15 protein-coding genes and 1 pseudogene are annotated in these 20216 nt (G+C 43.3%); all 16 read right to left on the reverse strand.

Features of this window, described 5'->3' with window-relative positions; all coding sequences use genetic code 11:
• Positions 1 to 115: 115 nt before the first annotated feature.
• Positions 116 to 520, reverse strand: a complete 405-nt coding sequence (locus tag AM231_RS09325) for a hypothetical protein (RefSeq protein WP_054402377.1) — start codon at positions 518 to 520, stop codon at positions 116 to 118.
• Positions 521 to 542: 22 nt separating this feature from the next.
• A complete protein-coding gene (locus tag AM231_RS09330; RefSeq protein ID WP_242615100.1) occupies positions 543 to 1217 on the reverse strand; it encodes a hypothetical protein in 675 nt (224 codons plus the stop codon).
• Between the two features lie 262 nt (positions 1218 to 1479).
• Complete coding sequence (dnaN, locus tag AM231_RS09340) at positions 1480 to 2613, reverse strand: DNA polymerase III subunit beta (RefSeq protein ID WP_082341580.1); 1134 nt, start codon at positions 2611 to 2613, stop codon at positions 1480 to 1482.
• A 16-nt stretch (positions 2614 to 2629) separates the two neighbouring features.
• The gene (locus AM231_RS09345; RefSeq protein ID WP_082341581.1) at positions 2630 to 2929 is read right to left on the reverse strand and encodes a ribbon-helix-helix protein, CopG family; all 300 of its coding nucleotides are present in this window, start codon (positions 2927 to 2929) and stop codon (positions 2630 to 2632) included.
• A gap of 151 nt (positions 2930 to 3080) precedes the next feature.
• Positions 3081 to 3560, reverse strand: a complete 480-nt coding sequence (locus AM231_RS09350; protein ID WP_054402380.1) for an NUDIX domain-containing protein — start codon at positions 3558 to 3560, stop codon at positions 3081 to 3083.
• A gap of 138 nt (positions 3561 to 3698) precedes the next feature.
• Positions 3699 to 4175, reverse strand: coding sequence for a GNAT family N-acetyltransferase (locus tag AM231_RS09355; RefSeq protein ID WP_054402381.1), 477 nt, complete (start codon positions 4173 to 4175; stop codon positions 3699 to 3701).
• Between the two features lie 309 nt (positions 4176 to 4484).
• Positions 4485 to 4967, reverse strand: a pseudogene (locus tag AM231_RS09360) (IS3 family transposase); the annotation flags it as partial.
• A gap of 357 nt (positions 4968 to 5324) precedes the next feature.
• Entirely contained in the window at positions 5325 to 6698 is a 1374-nt protein-coding gene (locus tag AM231_RS09365) for an ADP-ribosyltransferase (RefSeq protein WP_054402382.1), read from the reverse strand.
• A gap of 539 nt (positions 6699 to 7237) precedes the next feature.
• Positions 7238 to 9304 carry a binary toxin-like calcium binding domain-containing protein gene (locus tag AM231_RS09370; RefSeq protein ID WP_054402383.1) on the reverse strand — a complete coding sequence of 689 codons (2067 nt, stop codon included), beginning with the start codon at positions 9302 to 9304 and terminating at the stop codon, positions 7238 to 7240.
• 755 nt (positions 9305 to 10059) lie between these two features.
• Positions 10060 to 11184 (reverse strand): glycoside hydrolase family 88 protein, encoded by a 1125-nt coding sequence (locus AM231_RS09380; protein WP_207383609.1) that lies wholly within the window; start codon positions 11182 to 11184, stop codon positions 10060 to 10062.
• A 27-nt stretch (positions 11185 to 11211) separates the two neighbouring features.
• A complete protein-coding gene (locus AM231_RS09385) occupies positions 11212 to 13083 on the reverse strand; it encodes a DUF2264 domain-containing protein (protein WP_082341582.1) in 1872 nt (623 codons plus the stop codon).
• Positions 13084 to 13115: 32 nt separating this feature from the next.
• Positions 13116 to 14717 (reverse strand): response regulator transcription factor, encoded by a 1602-nt coding sequence (locus AM231_RS09390; protein ID WP_054402386.1) that lies wholly within the window; start codon positions 14715 to 14717, stop codon positions 13116 to 13118.
• Entirely contained in the window at positions 14689 to 16488 is a 1800-nt protein-coding gene (locus AM231_RS09395; RefSeq protein ID WP_242615101.1) for a cache domain-containing sensor histidine kinase, read from the reverse strand. The genes AM231_RS09390 and AM231_RS09395 overlap by 29 nt, the downstream gene beginning before the upstream one ends.
• A gap of 151 nt (positions 16489 to 16639) precedes the next feature.
• Positions 16640 to 18001: an ABC transporter substrate-binding protein gene (locus tag AM231_RS09400; RefSeq protein WP_054402388.1), complete on the reverse strand. Its 1362-nt coding sequence runs from the start codon at positions 17999 to 18001 to the stop codon at positions 16640 to 16642.
• A 129-nt stretch (positions 18002 to 18130) separates the two neighbouring features.
• A complete protein-coding gene (locus tag AM231_RS09405; protein ID WP_054402389.1) occupies positions 18131 to 18952 on the reverse strand; it encodes a carbohydrate ABC transporter permease in 822 nt (273 codons plus the stop codon).
• 213 nt (positions 18953 to 19165) lie between these two features.
• A complete protein-coding gene (locus tag AM231_RS09410; RefSeq protein ID WP_054402390.1) occupies positions 19166 to 20074 on the reverse strand; it encodes a carbohydrate ABC transporter permease in 909 nt (302 codons plus the stop codon).
• Between the last annotated feature and the right edge of the window lie 142 nt (positions 20075 to 20216).

The raw sequence follows: 20216 nt of genomic DNA on the forward strand, positions 1-20216 counted from the left end.
CGATCCTCGCTAAAGTAAAGAAAATATTATGTATGAGCTTACTCAAAAGAAAAAGACCGCAACTAATGCGGCTTTTGATGTCCATAGGTTTTATGCTGTATGTATAAGCATCTTGCTATTGATAATAGATGTCTTTCTGCTTCCAGATGCCATTGTCACACTCTATGTTGGATCTTAACTCTACGTTTACATAATCTCCCCAATATCCCATTGTAATAGAGTTTTCGAGTACTGAAATCCACTGCAATGACACGATATAATTTTCTATTTTAAAATTACTGTTTTCATAGACCTCTTTACAAAAAAGCTGCACTCCATTATCAAATACATCAATTTTAGATAGAAAGTGTTCAAACATTTGATGAGAGATATTTTGGATATCGTTTACTTCTATTGACCAATCCGAATTGGCGAATTCTAATAGTATTACATCTTTTGATTTATCCGCGTCTTCCCATGCTGTCAAAACTTCATTTGTTGAGAATCTATTGATTTTAAATTGCAGGTGTTGTTTTATCATTAGTGTCACTTCCTTTCAAACTTTATTTACCTATGCTCCTAAATTCATCAAGCATCTTCTTGCGTTCTCCTAATGAGCGAAGTTGCACAATATCGCCTCTTTCATTTAAAGTAAAATGTCCTTTGAAAGCATCTGGCATGGCATTATATTGTTTTTCTTCCTGCTCATATGCCTGAATAAAACAAGCATATCCATATTGATTTACTAAATACGGAAGCCCAAAAGCAGAACGAAGCAGTTCATATTCTTGATAGTTATAAGGGGTGCTTTCAGGACGCTTCAACAGAATCTCTGTGAATGTAGACATCAGTTTTTCTACTTCTTTTTCAGTCGCAAACTTTGCATAGCCCCGAACTGCAGTCAACCTCATATCTAAATATCGTTCTTTTTTAAAAGCTTTGAAGAAAAAATCCTTTAAATCAATATCTTCACAGAACACAAGTGCTTTCAATATAGTGTTGCGAATGTACAAATTTTTAGCCTTAGAATATAGTTCTATTAAAAAATCAGCATCTTCATTTGACAACGTTATATCCTTGCACCTTTCCAACAGCTGATGAAAATCGTCTTTATTCTCAAACCCTCTTTTCTGGGACATTTTCTTAAGCTCTTCAATTATGTTTATCAGTTTGTATCCCTCCATCATTTCCTTCTCTTCGCTGGCTTCACCTCCTTTCGAGGGAAACCACGTCCACACCAGATTTATGTGTAGTTATATATCTGTTTATCGTTAAGCACGTTAATTCTATGCTCACTCATTCTCCAGGACTTGAGCGGCTCTGTATGGATAAATACCGCTGCTGACCGATCGAAGAGGTTGCATTTCGTTCTTGTTCGGACCAAAACGCTGTACCTCAAAAACTTCAGCAAATACACGTGCTGGAACATAAGTTGTCCCATTTGTACGGGTTCTTTGACTGTATGGAAACATATTATGATGATCTCATAGAAGCCAATAATTAATTATGAGATCGTACTGGTGAAATTAAAAACATGGTAGATGAATCGGTATCCTCAGATATGATGATTATGGGGCCCATGTTTCCAGTAAACCTTACTCTAACATTATTACTTTCAATGGATCGGAGCAGATCAACTAAAAGTTTACCGTTAACGGAAATGGTAAAATCATCTCCCTCCATTTCTATTAAGGGTATCTCATTTTGGATCTCCCCAACGTCGGCTGTCTGAGAAAACAGTGTTAAGGCACTCATAGTTGTCGCTATTTTCATTTTACTTTCACCTGCTAAAACTGCGACGCATTCCACGGCTTGCAGTAAACGGTTTGATTCAACTAAAACTTCAGACATATAAGATTTAGGGATTATATTCAATATTGATGGAAAGACTCCATCAATTAGAACAGAATCAATCGTAAGTTTATTCGTAGTAAATCTAACTTGACTTGCAAACGTAACAATCTCAGTTGTATCATCATCATTTTTCAGCATTTTTGATATTTCATATAGATTTTGGGCCGGGATCAAAATTTTTGTATTGTTGTTCCAATTATTTTCGGTATAAATAGTTCGGGAAGCAAGGCGAATTCCATCAGTAGCAACTAATCTCAGATAATCATTGTTATAATCGAACGAAACTCCCGTCAAAACCGGTCTCGCTTCGGACGACGAAGCTGCAATTGCCACCTGCCTAATTGTTGACTTCAATAAAGCATTATTTATTCTAAACTTAGCACCACAATGGTACTCTTTATTAATTGACGGAAATTCATTAGGGTCTATACCTTGTAATCGAATCTGTGAACTACCAGATATAATTGTGAGAATTAAACCTTGATTAACCTCAAATATAATTAACCCCTCGTTAAGTTTGCGAATGACTTCAATAAAATACCGTGCTGGTACAACAATTCCACCTGTTCTATGTATAATCAATAAATCACTGTCCTGGGAAACCCTATACTGTATTGTCATACTTGTGTTACTTGTCGTAAACACTATTTCGGTTGTATGTACCTCTATACATATGCCTGCTAAAACGGGTATTAGGTTGTTATGTGATACAGCTTTTAATACAAGTTGCAGAACGCTAATAAGAGAATCCTTTCTTATATGGATTAGCAAAGGTTCCACCTATCTTCCAAATAAATTAATTTGAATAAAAAGATTCAATCATATTGCGGATGACCTGCGAACGGGATTGATTGTTGTTTATACACTCTTTTTCAAGTCTCTCCCACATATCATCTGTTAAGGTTAATGATACTTTCTTAGTAATGCCTATACTCTTTCTACCCGCTCCCTCTCTCAGACCACCTCTTGAGAACAAAAAACCTAGTTGACCTTCCTTATTGGATACACCTATTTTTATGTTATTATCGCTCAATCCGTTCCCTCTTCCTTCGTGATTCTGATTTAAGTAACTTTTTTCAAAATGACTTACTTTCATTTTATCACATCAATTTCGAGCTGGCAATTTTTTTCAAATGATGAGTGGGCTATCTAAGTTTAGAAAACTACAATTCTGCTACCCTTCCTGTTAGCTTAAAAAGGCAACTGATCGCTCGGATCAGCTGCCTTCTCTTCTTTATGTTTTTTCATTATGGCAATGACTTGCTCAGTTGAATATCATGCTCCTCAATATAATTGCGGTAATATTCACCACTAAAGTAATCCACAATATCCTTATTAATTTCTGGATATAGTTGAATAGAATGTAACTCCGAAATAGGGATCCACTTGACTCCACTCTGGTGACTGTCTGGAATCTTAGGAAGTTTGGGAATCGATCCTGGTTTCAACTTACATTCAAATGTAACTCCTACTAAGTGAGTATCTCCATAAATATAGTTGTTTTTCGTTGGTTGATATTCGTAAACAAAAGCAACTGGACCAACTTCGACCTCTACACAAGTCTCTTCTTTTGCTTCCCGTTGCGCAGCTTCAATCAATGTTTCACCTGGCTCAAGGCCACCTGCTGGAAGGTTGTAATGTACGCCGTCATCATTTTTGAATTCGACTAGTAAGATTGCCTCGTTTTCAATGATTAATGCACAAGCGCGAAGTCTTATCTTTTCCATCCTTTATCACATCCCATTAGGTATATTATGTTCTATACAACGTAGCGCAACGGTGCCTGCCGTAATGAAAGACAGCGGTTGATCGGTTTCACCGCCTAGCTTCCGTCTTTCGAACTGTTGGTGAGTTTCCAGTGTAAATCAGAGTGTCAAAACGGTGATTAGTTCGTCTCCAAAGATTTCGCCGTTGTCACGGAATCCAAAGCTTTCATAAAGTTTTTTAGCGGGCAAGTTATCTGCCTTATAAGAAATCCAGCAGTAATGTGCAGGCCCAGCCGGATAGGTGCGGATAAAATCCAAGATTTTGTTCATAGCTTCCCGACCGTAGCCTTGGTTCTGGTAATGCTTGTCAACCATCAGTCGTAAGATACAGTAGCTGTCGTGTGCGATTGACGGGATCTCGTATCCGGTAATTCCATAAGTCAACATAACAAAACCGACCGGCTGCTCATCCGAGTAAATGGCAAACGGAAGTGGATGTCCTCCGTTGGTAGCAAGGACATAACACGAAGCCACGCTTGACAGATTGGACGCAACGAAACGCCGTTGTTCTTCGGATACTTCCAAGTTAAATATGGCGCGTCGATTTTCCAGCGTTATTTTTCTAAGGGTAATCATGCAGATCGTCTCCTTCATAGATCAAGGTTTTGCGCCGCGGTCGCATGTATAACTTACAGTTTTCACCAAAAAATTAATAGACTTATGTTGAATTTTTTTATATACTATCATGTATCCATGGCATTTTTAGGGGCATCCTTTTTGGCATATGACAATTGGTTAATCGGCACATAATTGTGCCGGTTTTATTTTTTTGTTAATGTATCCTGCCCCGTTGATTAATCAAAGAGCGTCTGCCGCCCTTGATAACATAAATAAAAAAAGCCGCATAATTGTAGTGACCCCCAAAAGTTAGACACAGTTATTTCTTCAGACAGCTTTCTTCAAATGAGTTCGGTACTGTACCGGACTCATTTTTATTTTTGCCTTCAACCGTTTGGTATTGTAATATTCAATATATTTTTTCAGCTCTTCCTTGAAATGCTCCACATTTTCAAACTCTTTGTAGTATAGAAACTCCGACTTGAGAATGCCGAAGAAATTCTCTATGACGGCGTTATCGTAACAATTCCCTTTTCGTGACATGCTTTGGAGAATGCCTCTGGACTTAAGTGCATGGCGATACGGTTTCATTTGGTAATGCCATCCTTGATCTGAATGAAGGAGAAGGTGGTGCTCTTCCGGCAGACGTTTCAGTCCTGCATCCAGCATCTCAGATACCAGAGAATATGTTGGTCGTGAACCCACGGTATAGGTGATAATTTCCCCGTTGAATAAGTCCAAAATGGGCGATAGATACAGCTTTTCTCCAAATAACTTAAACTCCGTGATGTCCGTCACCCATTTCTCATTTTAAATGAGGGGACTGGCTTAAGGGCGATAATTATAAGACAAATATTTTTTAAAGTAACTAAATATAAAAACACTTTGTATCAAGTAAAGTTTGGTTTCATATCTTTAGATTTCCGTCTAATCGGTAAACTGACTATGTTCTTGTCCTTGGCTCGGGACAAGAACTTGTACCTATAAAACAAAAAAAAGCCGCTAATAGCGACATGTTCTTGTCACCCGACAGGGGGTTGTTGCAGCCTCATTGAGTTCTTGTACCCGTTTATTCGATGGTTGCATCGTTCATCTTCTTCACACTAAAACTACCTGTATAGTTCGTTCAGTATAGGCGTACATAAAGGTTGAGCTTACTACGGTGTATTACGAGTTTATTAATTTGGCTTTAATAACTAATAAATTATGCCCTTGTTCTTGAACCGTAGATGCACCTGTTATCTGAAACTTTGATCCTCTTGGTAAGAGTACTTCCTTTTCGTTTGGAAATCGAGAAATAGAATCTATATAAGGCGCGGAAGTCCCTTTTGGTACCAGTATTTCTAGACGGATCGGTCTTTTATTAAAGACAGTATTTTTTTGGGTAGCCGTACTTGTATATCCTAGTGCTGTATTCGTTTTACCTTTATTGGCTTTTACAATTTCAATTGCTTTTGTAATGTACTCTTCGTAAGTCTTAAAGTTTTCTAGAGGACTAAAATCAAGTCCCAATGTAGTCTGTAAAAAATCTTCTTTCTTGTTAAGCTCTTGTTCCCCCGTATTTCTATACACTGTAATGTCCTCTTTTAGGCTAAACCTTCTCATCGCAGCATCTATTTCATGTATTGTGTTATCTATTCCCGGCTTTGACAACCGCTCCTCTAGCTGTGTCAACTGTTCTTTTATCACATTTTCTGATTTTCCCTTCTGTTCTAGTTCGTACCTTAGATGATTTAGCTCTGCTGTTAGTACATTTTTTAGCTCTTCTTTTGATAGGAGTTTGGTTTGGTTACTTCTTAAATAATGATTTATACTTCGGTAACCGAGTTCGCCGGTGTAATACCTTATAGCTTCGTATTGTTCGTGTGCTTTAGTTTCTAGATTTTCTGCCCATTTTATACTATCAGTGTATTTCGGAAGTAACCAACCTGTTAATTTTGTAACCCAGTCTCCTTTCTTACTTTTCACTTTAGAACTATTTGTAATCGAGAATGAAGTATCTCTTTTTAATAATATATTATTAGGATCTTCAGATGTCCCAATATAAATGACACGCTCTCCTTCTGGAACTGATAATGCTAAATAATCTTTCTCCCTCTCCTCACTCTTTAGGGAACCTGCTAGATACCCGATTTCATATCCTGATTGACCTTCTTTTAAGTTCACATTCTTTTCACTTACATCTACTTGTATCTCTGTCGTTTCTTCCAATTTTGGTGATTTTTCCAAGAGTTTATCAAGAGTTTCGATAGTCCGTTTTTTTTCTTGGGATAACTCTTCTACTTTTCCTTGTGTTTTTTGTAAGTCCGCATTTAATTCTTGAATCTTATTTGGCTCATTTAAGTCATTTACAATGTTTTTTTCTTCTGAACGTAATTCATCTTTCCACGTATCCGTTTTTTCTTTTAGTTTGTCAATTTCCTTTTTTATTTCCTCGGGTGTTTTTTTTTCCTCATTTGCAGCAAATTCTTGATAAATATCTTCGGGGATCATATTTAAAAGATGTGCACATTCTTTTTTGGTAAAGATAGAATGATTCATATCTATTCTCCTCGTATAATCGTATTTGTAAGGTCGTTTTGTTCTTTTTTTTGGTTGATCCAGACAGATGAGAAGGAACGAATTGAATTTCCAGATGGTGTTGTAAAGGTGGAGGGCATAGCCAAGTCGGGGCGAATTCTTTTAAATTCTTCACTCCACGGTGTTCCATTAGGACCCGGATCTTGCTTGGAAATCGGATACCATCTGGGAGCCGAACTCGTTCCTATGTGGACATCCAGTCCGGCACTGTGAGTGACAAATGTTTACATTCGTTCTTCATCCAATCGAGTAATTGGGACGATTGGCGCATTCGTATGAAAGTCTCCATTTTTCTGTACGCGGTCATTCAGCAAAAAATCGTTGAGCCAGCATGCGGTTTTGCTCAATACGAATGCGCACAGTTTTTAGGTTAGGGTCGAACCACCCAATAGAGTCTCGTATGTTTCTCCAATCGCCGTATTACTCAGTATGGAACAATGCTTATCGACCCAACCCTCATTTTCATGTCGGGGATGCGGATATAAGCCATGATAATTTTTTTAGTTGGGGATATGAACATAAGTAATGTATTCATTAAGCAGTTTCTTGGATGCTATAGGAAATTCTTGATAGTATAGTGAGATTTTTGCCTCTCCAGATTTTAAGTTATCTGTTAATGTTACATCAATTTGGGCTCCACCAAATACTTTGTCATAAGTGAATTTCACTTCGGCTGTTTTGTCAAGAGTATTGTTGACATATACATATGTTCGGTGTGTTTTTACCTCAAATAATTTCGTAATTTTAGGATCAACTCTATAACTTATAGTATTTAGACGGCCAACGCCTTCACATTCAATGTGATATTCTTTTGATAAAGGTTCCTGGAACTCTTTTGGTTGAATAATAATACCCATCCCAGGCTCTAACATTACCTTATGTCCTGCATTTTGTTTTTCTGAAATTGCGTGTAGCTTCTCTTCACCTTTGTTATCGAATATAAATGTTGCGTTCTCATCGAGCGTAAACTCTTTACAATTTAAATGCCCATTATGATCTTCTGTACCACCAAATGCGATTCGAACTGCGTCATATAAACAAATAGGTGGTGTAAAATTTTTTGGATCCTGTATGTCAGATGACTGACATGCAACGCGGCGATCGTATATTTTCCCCTCCGGTGTGATTAGCGTTAAACGTGCAGTTGCAGCTTCAGTGTCTGATATATGTGTTAATGCTGAATCTTTAGATGGAAGATTACCATAAAGCCCTTTAATTCCAGTTAATTCAATTATGAGTTCTTCTCCAGCTAACACACATTTCAATTGTTCTGCATTTAAAGCCTGTGAATGCGAGCCGAAGTCATCATTTGTTGTAATAGTAGTGTTTTTAGCTTGACCAGGATTTAATGTAAGTATTTTATTATTTTCTCTTGTGACAAATGTACAAATAGCCCTCTTATCATTCCCATTTTTACTTGCAAGATAAACGTTAAATTGGGCCTGCGCCTCAATAATTGGAGCTGTACCAATATTTTCGATTTCAACAGCGAATCCGATATATGCAGCTTGTGCATTGTGCACTGTTTCAGAGCTGCTGTTTGTTATCTCGTGACTCTTATCATAGCTAGTTGTTGTTGAATTAGTAGTAGATTGTCCGTATCCGCCTGAAAGACCTAGGCCTATAGAAGGTCCTGTCATGCTCATTCCTACATCTCTGGATCCTCCTATATTCCAATTTGTCGTTTTAGATTGTGTTGTAGCAGTAGAGTTTGCTTCTCGGTCGGAAACGTTGCTACCTTTAGTTACATCATTATTCGTTGAAATAATAATCTCTTTAACAGTCAATCTTAGAGAAGGAAAGGCTGCTACAAGTGGATGACTTACTTCAGATGATGTACCTAGGCTTTTTTGGTTCGATGGTGTAGGATGTTGCAAATCCGTATATGGATCACCAGTTGTATATTTTAAATAGGGGTTTGTTACATATCGATTATATTTTTTTAAATCTTCAGGAGATAATTCGGAAGATAAGCTTTTCCAACTTCTTTTATCTTTATCTCCATCAAGTGTCCATCCGTCTTTCTCCCAATCATCATATATACCATCTCCATCACGGTCTTCATCAGGATGATTTTTTTCGACTTTATAATATTCTCCTTCTTTTTTTCCTTCAAATAGGGTATATGATGAAGCATGACCATATCGTTTGTTTCCAGAAAAATCAGGATGAAATAAACATGTATCCGGAATCGGAGTGAAGGATTGTCCATTGTATGACCAAGACAATTGTAAAGGTGGCATTTCATTATAGAGAAGTTGTTGAGGAGCTTTATATTCTAAGCGAACTCGATAGGTTGTATCTTTTTCTAATGGAATGGCTTCACTCTTTTTTGACATTAAAACTAATTTATTATCGATTTGTAAAGCAACATGCGTGTTATCCGATGAGGAGAATGTATAGTTCCCAGTTTCTTCAGGTTGAATATCCCCAACCCATCGAATAAATTTAATATCCTTTGTTTTCTTTTGTGCCAATAATGCACCTTTTTCTTCACGCATTAAGACAAGATCTTTGCCTGCATCATCAGTAAAATAATAGCCTAAAAGCCCTTGCGTATGTTCCATGATATAATCAACCTTTCTGATAAGATAATGTATCCCTTTATATGCTTATTATACAAATCTTGGTTAATTACTCTTTTTTAACCTCCCGTCCTATTCTTGGCCGAAGCGCGGGGCGTCAAATATCCACTCATCGTCCGCTACTGGCGAAATAACTGGGAGGAACGCTCGAGAAGCGGAAGGCACGCCTTGGAAGGCAATCTTTTGCAGGTCGTGATTCTAAATCATCGTTGACCTTTATCGAAATTGCTAGTTAAATACTTATCTAATCGTTAATCAGACCATCTTCTTGTCCATTTCGGCAATCGGTACAAGTTCTTGTCCTCGACTCGGGACACGAACTTGTACCGATAAAACAAAAAAGCCGCTATTTTAGACTTTCAATGGGACTATGTTCTTTTCCCCCGACAGTTTCTGAACTGTAACGGGTTCGTCCTCAACCGTGAGAACGACCTCATGCGCAGAAGCTCGCACCTGCTCTTTCAACACAGCTGCTGCAATCCCAATGATTAGCGTGAGGCTTATCAACAGTAATAACGTGCGAGATTTGGGATGTTTTCCAAGCATAATCTCCATCCATCCATTTGTAGGCACTTACATTTTTGAGCAACCCTTTTAGATAAAGTTAAAATACAGATATAATGAACCAATTTGACGGATGCCGCACGAGTTTTACCTCTTTGGCAATTGCGGTTTTAGCCACATTCATGCTTAAAAACCTCTGCAAGCGAATGGTCGCCCACAGAGCTGTTTTCCACTTATACTTCATACCAATAGCCCTTAATTCCTTGTTCGAGCCGGACCAGGGCTTCCAAATAAAAATAATCTCCCCAGATCATATAATCATCCGGTGCCCGGTCCCCTCTCACATGGTAGGAGCCGTGCTTCAACAGCCCTTCCGCATCCGGCAGATCCATCGTTGAATAATGCTCCACCAATGCCTTCATGCTGCGGTGCAAGGCATCTTCGAACAGCAACCGGTCCGGATCACGGTCTTCGATCAGCTCCAGCAGTTCCAACAGGCCACACGCCGCAATAGCCGAAGCCGAGCTGTCGCGCGGAGTGCTCTCCTCAACCGGCACATCGAAATCCCAGTAAACAACCGCATCCGCTGCCATATGCCTGATGAAATAACGGGCAAGATGTTTGGCCGTGTCCAAAAAGGCCTCATGCTTCGTATACCGGTAAGCGAGCGCAAAGCCGTAAATCCCCCAGGCCTGACCGCGCGTCCAAGTCGATCCGTCTTGGTACCCTTGATGGGTTCCACCTCGAATCGCTTGTCCATTGTTAACATCAAAGTAAAACGTATGGTAGGAAGAGCCGTCTCCCCGTACCAGAAACTTCTGGCTCTGCAAAGCGTGTTTCATGGCAACATCGTAGTACTTGGCATCACCTGTCTGCTCATGAGCCCAGAACAGCAGCGGAAGATTCAGCAGGCAATCAATAATGATCCGTCCCCCGTTCTCGGGATCATCCGCCTGTCCCCACGCCTGAATAATCTCCATATGGGGACGCCATCGCGCCAATAAGGTATCTGCCGCCTGAAGTGCCACAGCCCGGGCGGTATCACTCCCCGTTACACGCCACTGCGCTACCGCAGACAGGGAATATAGAAAACCGATATCATGGTGGTCCAAAGCGACGTGCCGGTCCAGCCGATCTTTGAAATTGGCCAGATACGATTCGGCCGCCTCCTTATAAAAGGGGTCCTGACCATATTCATAAGCAAGCCACATCATGCCGACATAGAATCCTTCGATCCAGTCGTTATTTTCGCCCCATTCGTATTGCTGTCCCTCGGTAATATGAGGCAGTTTCCCCGGATGTTTCACTATGTTTTGCTTTATTTTCTGCATCGCATCTTCAATGGCGCCTTTCCACATATTCATCCTCCCCATACTCGTTGTGTGTTAGTGTGACAGGTCCAAACAAAATTGGACGCTTCCGTTCCTCGGATCTGTAACCGAGATTTTCCCTTCATGGCTGCATTCCACCGCGGGAGGAAAGCCGTAGCCTATACGATTCTCATCACAGTTGGAAGCACCGTATACGGCCGAGATCAACACATGTTCTCCCGGTTCCAGCCGGGCGGTTAATGTTGGGATCATCGTTCTCGGTTTGAGCAGGTTCGTATTGGCTTCCGGGTAGACTATAATGGCTCCACCGTATCCCTGCACATTCACAATGCCGCTGATTCCCCCAGGCATCATCGCGGCGATCCGGTCGGCTTCCGCCTTGACCGCTTCCGTCTCATTTAGAGCAAAATCCGTCATCCTTCCGACGGCAAATCCGCCCTCTGCGGCAGTCAGGGGCCGGTCTGAACGAATACGGTGAATGCGCACATGCCACAATCCGACCGGAATCAGCCATGTCCGTATTTCAACATCATGCCAAGGAAGCCATCTGGAATAAACATGCGACTCTTCAATGCGGAAGTCCTCGCAAAAACGCCGCACGCGATAATGCTCGTCGCATTCGCTCAGGGCAAGCATCGAATCATAAGCCCCTTCTCCGAGACCGTAGTACCCTTTAGGAACACTGAAACCAAATCGTGTAGAGTAGGCGAATTTGGCATATTTAGCTGCACTGTGCGCCATCTCGAAATTCGCCATCTGCCCGGATGCCAAAGCCGTAATATGGCCGTCATCCTCCGGCTTGCATATTAGCATTCTGGCATGAGGCTGAACTGACACCGCTTTCAAACTTGGCAAGGGCTCCTCCTCCACGCTCCAGAACGGGTGATTATCAGGCAAATCCAATATTAGAAATGATTTAAACGCCCAGTACGGAGATCCCGGAGCATTATAACTCTCCCCCATCATGAGGTTTGGATAAGCATACCCGATGCTTAACAGACCGTCTGTCGTAAAGATAGGCTGGTCAAACCACCAACGCAAATGCCTCATAATGATCCCTTTGATCACGCCGAGGGAGAATGGCTCCACACCAGCATACACAAGCGCACACCAGAAGGAGACCTGGGCGAAGCGGTAAGTCTGGCTGCGTCCGAAGGGAAGACTGCTTCCGTCCTCGGCAAACCAATAAATGAACTGCTCGGCAAACGTCTTTGCCCGCTCCTTGTACATCAAAGCACGCCCGGGATCATCCTGCTCCATCAGCTTCGCATATATCAGCGTGTAGAATTGCATCGCAAACGGAATGTAATAATCCCGCTGGTCCGTCTTGCCGTCAGAATACCATCCATCACCCAAATAGTAGGTATCGATCATATCCAGATATTCATCCATGATGGCCTGATCGTAAGGCATGCCTACCTTCTTGAAACCCATATTAACCAGCACCGTAAACATCAGCCAATTATTCGGATTGGAATGGTCAACCAGATTGATCTGATTAAGCCAGCGGTGCAGCCGCAACTTCTCCTCCTCCTGCAGCGGCTCCCACAGCTTATGCGGAGCAAGCGCAAGTCCCAATCCGAACGCCGCCTGCTCAACCATCCGCTGATCCTGGGTGACGAAGTCTCCCCAATATTCGGCATGCGCAGGGTTCGTACCGTTCACAATCCCTTTCAGATACCGGGGCCATAAATCCGATTCGCCACCCCCGCTGGCATGCGGAATCAGCCCCCACAGCGGCCTGGCAAACGCCTCCATCAGCGCGATGGCTTCATTATGTATGGCTGCAGTAGATCCGAGTATCAGCCCTGCATTTCCTGGCGTGAATTGCCGCTTGATGGGCTCCAGCATATCCAGGACGGCTTTCTGCAAATCACGCTTCGTACGAAGCTGATTGCCTTGCAACATTGCTGTTGTCTGCTCCATGATCTCGCTTCCTTTCTCTTATTCGCCATAAATCAATTCCAAGACGTAAACTCGCTCGGCGTCATTCCGATTTCCCGCTTGAACAATTTGATAAAATAACTTTTGTTGGCATAACCCAGATAGTCCGATATCTCCTCTACCGTCTTATTGGACTGTTGAAGCAGCTGCTTCGCCTTCTGAAGTTTGACCATATTGACATATTCGATAAAATTCTGGTTTGTTTCACGTTTAAACAGGCGGCTGAAGTAACTTGAATTCAAATTCAAATAACCCGCCATCTCTTCAAGCGTCAGCTTCTCGGTCACATGCTGAATGACATATTTCTGTGCCCGAATGATCTCCGAACGCTTGGAGCGAATGGACAATACGCTTAATCTGCGGGAGAGCTCTGTCAGATAGACCACGACCCAGCTCCGCAGATGCTGCATGGAATGAATATCGTTGATCACGTCATACAACTTCTCTTCGGTTATGCTATCCTGAACCTGCAGCGTCACTTTGGTTTTCATCTGTAAATCCATAAGCAGCTGCAGCACCCATTCCTTCACATCCGCTGGAGGAAACCGGTTCGCCTCCACCCATGCCGCCCATTCCTTGACAATCTCCTCCAAATGCTCCGGCCGGTTTAAGGCCAAGGTGTCATTGATGCGCGAGAAGAATGCGGCATACTCGTCATACATATCCCCGCTGGCGAAGGAGTTCTTCTCGAACCGGCAGATGCTGGACTCCTCCAGATAGAAGCGATGGCTCCATTCCTTGAGCATCGGCATTAATACCATTCGGAGGTCTTCAGGCCCTGCGGTTTCTCTTCCTAACAAACAGGTGACCGATATTTTTAAATATTGTTTAATCGACGTTATGCACCGCTGGAGAGAATAATAAAGCAGCTGCTGTTCCTTGGCAGGATCATCACAACAGATAAGCACGACTAATTCCTTGTTGCTGAAATGAAAGATCATGCAGCGATGCATCGAATCGAGCACTTCCTGCAATACGTTCTCGACCGCAAATGCTATCGTATAATCGTTCATTTGGCGTATTCTTGATACTTCAGGCATGCGGTCGATAGAAACGATGAAAGGCAAGTAACATCTCGCCTTAAGGTCGACTCCGTACAACCGGGCATGCTTGATCCACGCTTCCTTGGTCCAGGATAGCTGGTACAGCGTATCCTTCAGCAGTTTATCTTTCAATGCGGGGCGGTTGAGCGATTCCTTGTACATATACATCATGACTTCTGCCGCTTTATGCTTTTCCGCGTTCAAATCAGCGGCTATGTTATGCAGCAGTTGCTGAAGCTGATCCACATTGAGGCTTTCTTTTAGAATATAATCGCTCACTTTCAGTTTCATGGCTTGCTGCGCGTAATGAAATTCGTTATGGCAGGACAGAATAACTGCCCGAAACTGGGGGTTCGCTTTGTTGAACTTTTCAAGCATCTCCAGGCCGTTCATCTTGGGCATCCCGATATCCGTAATGATAATATCAGGCTGCTTGCCTTGCGCATCCTCCCAAGCCTCCAAACCGTTTGAGTAACAACCGATCAACTCAATGTCTAGTTCCTTCCATGCAATGCTCTGTGACAAATAACGTACAACGGGGTAATCATCGTCCACCAGAATCGCCGTCAACATCCAGTTCACCTCTCTCCACTTCGAATGGAAACCTTAACGTGATGTTTGTTCCTATGTCCTCTTCACTGTGAATCTCCAGTTGGGCGCTAGTCCCGTAAATTAGACGAAGACGCTGGAATACATTCTTGACGCCAATGCCGGAGAATCCCTTTTTGGCAGGGGCCGCGGTCTCCTCCTGAACAGGGTCCACATTGGCGCGCAAGATTTGAAGCGTGGCCTCACTCATCCCGATTCCGTTGTCACGAACGGTGATGCTGATGTCATTGTCTCCTTGTTCGGTTATGTGGACCGCTTCAATGAAGATAACACCGGCAAATTGCTCATATCCGTGAATGATTGCGTTTTCAATGATCGGTTGAATCATTAAGCGCGGAACCAATGCCCTCTCGCAGCCTGCCTCGTAATATACCTCAAGTCTCACCTGGTTGGCATGCCGGAAATTCATCAGACGGATGTAGTGGTGAACCGTCTGCACTTCTTCATGAAGCGGAATAAATTCGTTGTCACGGTTAATGGTCATGCGAAGCAGGGAAGATAAGGAAGCAATCAATTCGGCATTCTCTTGATCCCCTTCAATCAGGATGTTAAGCCTGATCGAGTTCAGAAGATTAAACATAAAATGCGGGTTAATCTGAGCCTGCAGCATCTCTAGTTCAGCCTTCCGCTTCTTGGTCTGCTCCACCGTAATTTGCTCGATATTGGATTCAATCCGATCCAGCATATGATCAATCGTCTTCGCAAGCTGAGTCACCTCATTATTGCCGCGGATACCCGAGCGAATATCCAGCCGACCGCGGCCAATATGGGTGATAAAGCTGCTGAGCTCCCTCATCGGTTTCGTAAATGCCGAGATCAATACCATCAGAAGAATGCAGAACAAGGTAAAGAACAGCACCTGCAACCCAAAGCTGATTAACAAAATCTGTTTGTACTTGGAGACCGCCGAGGATAATGGAATCAAACTGACCAGATTCCAATCATTCGGGCGGATAGACTGTTCGGCATAGACGTATTCCTGCCCTTCCATGTGAATGGTTCGTGCAGGTCTGTCCTGGTTCCACCAGGTCATTCTGCTTCCGATCAGTGACGAATCGGAGTGGGAGATGACCACGCCCTCCTCATCCAGCAGCATCATATTCTGATCAGAACCCGAGCCGCTTTGAAGATGGCTGCGGATTTTGCGTTCATTCACACTGATGATCACATATCCAATGATGCTGTTGGAAGACGTTCTTATCGGCCGTCCGATCGTAACCAGATGAGAATCCTTCGGGTTCGCTGCAAAATAATTGTCCTGCAAGCCCACCCAATAAGTGGAGAACGAGGGAACTTCGTTCATCTTCTTGAACCAATCCTGTTTGTATAAGAGTGCCGGATTAAAGTCGTCGTGTGCATAGTTGGTATATGTAAAATTGTTCTTTCCAAGAATGGTGACATAATAACCGTCATGTTGTCCAAACAGCTCATCAAGCAGCCGGATCAAGCGGCTGTGACTAACAAGCGTCTCGTTCCGGTATGCCTGTGTCCCCCGCTTCTGACTGGCAATAATCTGCTGCCTGATCTCCGAATTCATCAGCACCATGTTGGACAACTCCAGCGTTTGGTCCAGAATTCTGTTCACGTCGGATTGAACCGCTCGCAGCGCATCCTCAGAGCTGACAATGGCCCGGTCCAGCAGAAGGTCTTTGGTTAAATAATTGGTTAGTCCATAGATTCCGCCAAGTGGAAGCAGAAAACATAGCAATGCCGACCAGATCAATTTTTTTCGCAATGAAAATTTGGGAATCATCACAGATGCAGTCCTCAAATCCTAATGAATTGGAATAGGGAAAACCTGAGTTTTCCCTTGACCATCCTCGTTATCCTATTGCTTTATTAAATACTGCTGAATACCGCTTTTTACCGAATCGACGGATACCAGCCTAATTTTTATTACTGTTCACGACCTCGGTAATCTTTTGGTCGATGCTGTCGATCGTCTTATCCAGATCGTCCTTATTCAGAATATACAGCTCAGCTTCCGGAATCACAACATTTTTTGCTTCCTCTGCATATTTGACAGGCACGGGAGCCGAACCCGGCACGGTGTTATGAATCGTATTTTTCAACGACTCCACATCTATCTTCGACGGGTCCTTCGAGGAACCCACAATTGTGTCGATCAGTTTATCCGTGTCCGACTTGGCCCAGCCGGAGAAAACTCTACCACCGATCTCAAGTCCCTCGGATGTATACCATCTGACGAATTGATAAGCAGCCTCCTTGTTTTTGGATTTTGCAGCCACAGCCATATAGGTCGGTTGAACCGGGGAGTAATGCTTGCTCTCTCCTTCCAGCTTAGGCAGAGGAGCAAATGCGGTTTCGAAGGTGGCCGGAATGGCATCCGTTCCACCAGACTCCGCTACCATCCAGTCGCCCATTGGGAGCATGGCGGCAAGCCCGTTGAAATATTGGTTACGGTAAGCCAATTTTTGCGAAATAATGTCTTCGTACGGATTCGCGCTCTTATCCTCATACATCATCCGTTTCATCATTTCCAGATTGGCTTTCAACACCGGATCCTTGGCATTGGACGTCCCGTCCCCTTTGAGAAACGTGTTGTCCGATGGTTTGCTCATCAATTGAAGCTGGAAATAGTCAGGCCAATTGTGCAGGTAAGCGCCGTACCGTTTCTCTGCTCCGTCTCCCTTAGTCAGCTTCTTCGCATACTCCTCGAACTCCTTCCAGGTCCAATCCGTAGGAATCGGCAGACCGGCTTCCTCCAACATCGATTTGTTCATAATAACGAACCAGCGCTGCATGGAGGATGGCAGTGCATAAATACTGCCGTTGACTCTGGTATCGACCAAATACTCCTCGTCGTATTGGTAACCCTCTTGTTCGATGTAGCTATCGAGCGCTTCAAAAAGTCCGATATCGGCCCGCTGCGAATAATTCGTATAAGGAAGCTCAACGATGTCGAGCTGATCGTTCGAAGCAGCCATCAGGTCCAGTTTTTGCATGGAAGCTAGCGAATCTCCCTTTTCGTTCAAAAGATCCAGCTCCACCTTGATGTTTGGATGTTTCTTCTCGAATTCTGGTATGATCTTGCTCCACTGCGCTTTTGCATCCGTCTGCCATGTGCTTAATTTCAATACAACAGGAGTTGGTTCTGCTTCCTTGCCAGATCCCGAACTGCCTGAAGCAGCCGGATCGGAAGTCGTGCCGCCACCGCCCCCACAGGCCGACACAACAAGCGCTAAGGATAAACTGAACAGCATCGCAGGTATTCTCTTCTTTTTCATATAGACCCTCCTCTAATATAACTGCTTGTGTTCATGCATTGAAGTAAGTGCTTACAAAATCATCCTATCATGATCGATCTTTTAGCGTAGTTCCTAATTTTTACGGAAGCGAAACTATTTTGACTTTTATCACCCCTTTACTCCGCCAAGCGAAATGCCCTCGATGACCTGCTTCTGACCGATTGCAAAAATGATCAACAGAGGCAGTATGGCCGAGACTGCGCCAGCCATCATAAGCGAATACACATCCCCGTATTGGTCCCCAAACAGCCGGATGCCGAGTTGGATCGTAAACAGGTCCTTGGATTTCAGGAAGATTAACGGGTACTGGTAGTCGTTCCATGTCCAGATAAACCGGAGAATGGCATAGGTAGCAACCCCCGGACGGATCAGCGGAAGGGCGATCTGCCAGAATGTTCGGAAATGTCCCGCCCCGTCCATTTTGCCTGACTCGATATATTCGTTGTTCACGCCCATGAAAAATTGTTTTAACATAAATGCTCCGATAATGCTGAAGCTGTTCAGCAGAATCAGGCCCGTATGGGTATCAATCAGATTCATCCAATTAAATAGTAGGAACTGCGGCACCAGGGAGGCTTGCGGCGGAACCATATACAAGGCAAGAACCAGCACAAACATCCCGTCTCTGCCGCGAAACCGAAGTTTGGAGAATCCATAGGCGGCGAGCGCACACACAAACACATTGATGACCGTTGTAGCTATCGTGATATAAATGGAGTTCCAGTAATAGCGTACAAACTGTCCGCTCCATACGGTCCGGTAATTCTCCACGGCATTCCAATGTTCCGGAATCCATTCAATCGGAAATTTAAATACGTCCATCTCCGGTTTAAAGGAGGTCGACAACATCCATACAAACGGTAGAATGAACAGGACACCGATCAAAGCCATGACGATGGTCCAAATCAATTTGGATATATTTAATTTCATGGGTACCTCTCCTCTCATTAAAATTTGCTTAAAAGTGCGAGTTCAAAAAGTCATGATTTCAGCACCGAGAAGGTTGGATGAAGCTAGGGACTGAGGAGCGGAGCGTAGGCAAAACCTACGTGAGCACCGTAAGGCCCGGCTGAATTCAAGATTCGATGTCGATTAAGCTTCATGTGTTGCTTCGTGATCAAAGGATGACTTTTTGAACAACCTCTAATAGTTGACCCATTTCTTCTGAACCAGCATCTGTGCGCCTGTGATCAGCAGACAGATCAGGAACAGGATTAGGGCCATGCTGGAAGCGTAACCCGTCTTCAGCTGGTTGAAGGCCGTATCGTACAGCTCATATACGATGACGGTGGTTGAATTGGCGGGTCCGCCCTGGGTCAGTACCTGGATTAGGTCAAAGATCTTGAAGGTACCGATAATCCCCGTCACCAGCAAGAAAAAGGTGGTTGGCGATATGCACGGCAGCGTAATGCTGCGAAATTTCACCCATGTATTGGCTCCGTCAATCTCGGCTGCTTCATACAGATCCTTAGGAATGGACTGTAACCCGGCAATATAGATGATGATGTTGTATCCCAACAGGATCCATACTTGGATCATCATCAGAGACGGCAGTGCAAAGTCAATGTCTGCAAGCCATTTCGGCGGATTGTCGATGCCAAGGGACATCAGGGTTTTGTTCACGGGTCCGAGAGAGGGGTGAAACAGAACCTGCCAGACCATGGCCACAGCAACGATGCTCGAAATATAAGGAAGGAAGTAAATAACCTTAAAAGCATCCTTAAGATAGACATGCCGGTCAATAAGCACCGACAGCACCAAAGCCACAATCATGGTAATCGGTACGGTAATAATGAAGACCAGGTTGTTCACCAAGCTTTGCATAAAAGCGCTGTCATGAAATAAGGTGATGAAATTGCTTAGTCCTGTAAATTTGATTGCACCCATTCCGGCTACGAAGTTCCATTTCGTAAAGCTTAGCAGCAAGGACCCGATAACGGGTATCAATGTCAGAATGAGAAGCCCAAGCATCAAAGGGGCAACAAATAAATATCCGGCGATTTGCTCCTTTGCTGCCATGCTGAGATGGGCGGATTTGTCGGTTCGTTTCATACGTCTCTCCTCCTGGGCATTTTTGCTTAGCACCTTCGTTCGCTTGAAATCTTGGATCGAACCTGATGCTGCTTTCGTGTAGAATCGATGTACCTTCATTGTAAAAAAGTCGCTTGCCGCTTATAAGAAATAGAAATGTGCT

The sequence above is a fragment of the Paenibacillus solani genome, from assembly GCF_001277345.1.
In the GTDB taxonomy this organism is placed as follows: domain Bacteria; phylum Bacillota; class Bacilli; order Paenibacillales; family Paenibacillaceae; genus Paenibacillus_AQ; species Paenibacillus_AQ solani.

Coding starts and splice junctions, on each gene's coding strand:
- AM231_RS09325 (WP_054402377.1), bottom strand. CDS start 520: ATGATAAAACAACACCTGCAATTTAAAATCAATAGATTCTCAACAAAT.
- AM231_RS09345 (WP_082341581.1), bottom strand. CDS start 2,929: ATGAAAGTAAGTCATTTTGAAAAAAGTTACTTAAATCAGAATCACGAA.
- AM231_RS09350 (WP_054402380.1), bottom strand. CDS start 3,560: ATGGAAAAGATAAGACTTCGCGCTTGTGCATTAATCATTGAAAACGAG.
- AM231_RS09355 (WP_054402381.1), bottom strand. CDS start 4,175: ATGATTACCCTTAGAAAAATAACGCTGGAAAATCGACGCGCCATATTT.
- AM231_RS09365 (WP_054402382.1), bottom strand. CDS start 6,698: ATGAATCATTCTATCTTTACCAAAAAAGAATGTGCACATCTTTTAAAT.
- AM231_RS09370 (WP_054402383.1), bottom strand. CDS start 9,304: ATGGAACATACGCAAGGGCTTTTAGGCTATTATTTTACTGATGATGCA.
- AM231_RS09380 (WP_207383609.1), bottom strand. CDS start 11,184: ATGTGGAAAGGCGCCATTGAAGATGCGATGCAGAAAATAAAGCAAAAC.
- AM231_RS09385 (WP_082341582.1), bottom strand. CDS start 13,083: ATGGAGCAGACAACAGCAATGTTGCAAGGCAATCAGCTTCGTACGAAG.
- AM231_RS09390 (WP_054402386.1), bottom strand. CDS start 14,717: ATGTTGACGGCGATTCTGGTGGACGATGATTACCCCGTTGTACGTTAT.
- AM231_RS09400 (WP_054402388.1), bottom strand. CDS start 18,001: ATGAAAAAGAAGAGAATACCTGCGATGCTGTTCAGTTTATCCTTAGCG.
- AM231_RS09405 (WP_054402389.1), bottom strand. CDS start 18,952: ATGAAATTAAATATATCCAAATTGATTTGGACCATCGTCATGGCTTTG.
- AM231_RS09410 (WP_054402390.1), bottom strand. CDS start 20,074: ATGAAACGAACCGACAAATCCGCCCATCTCAGCATGGCAGCAAAGGAG.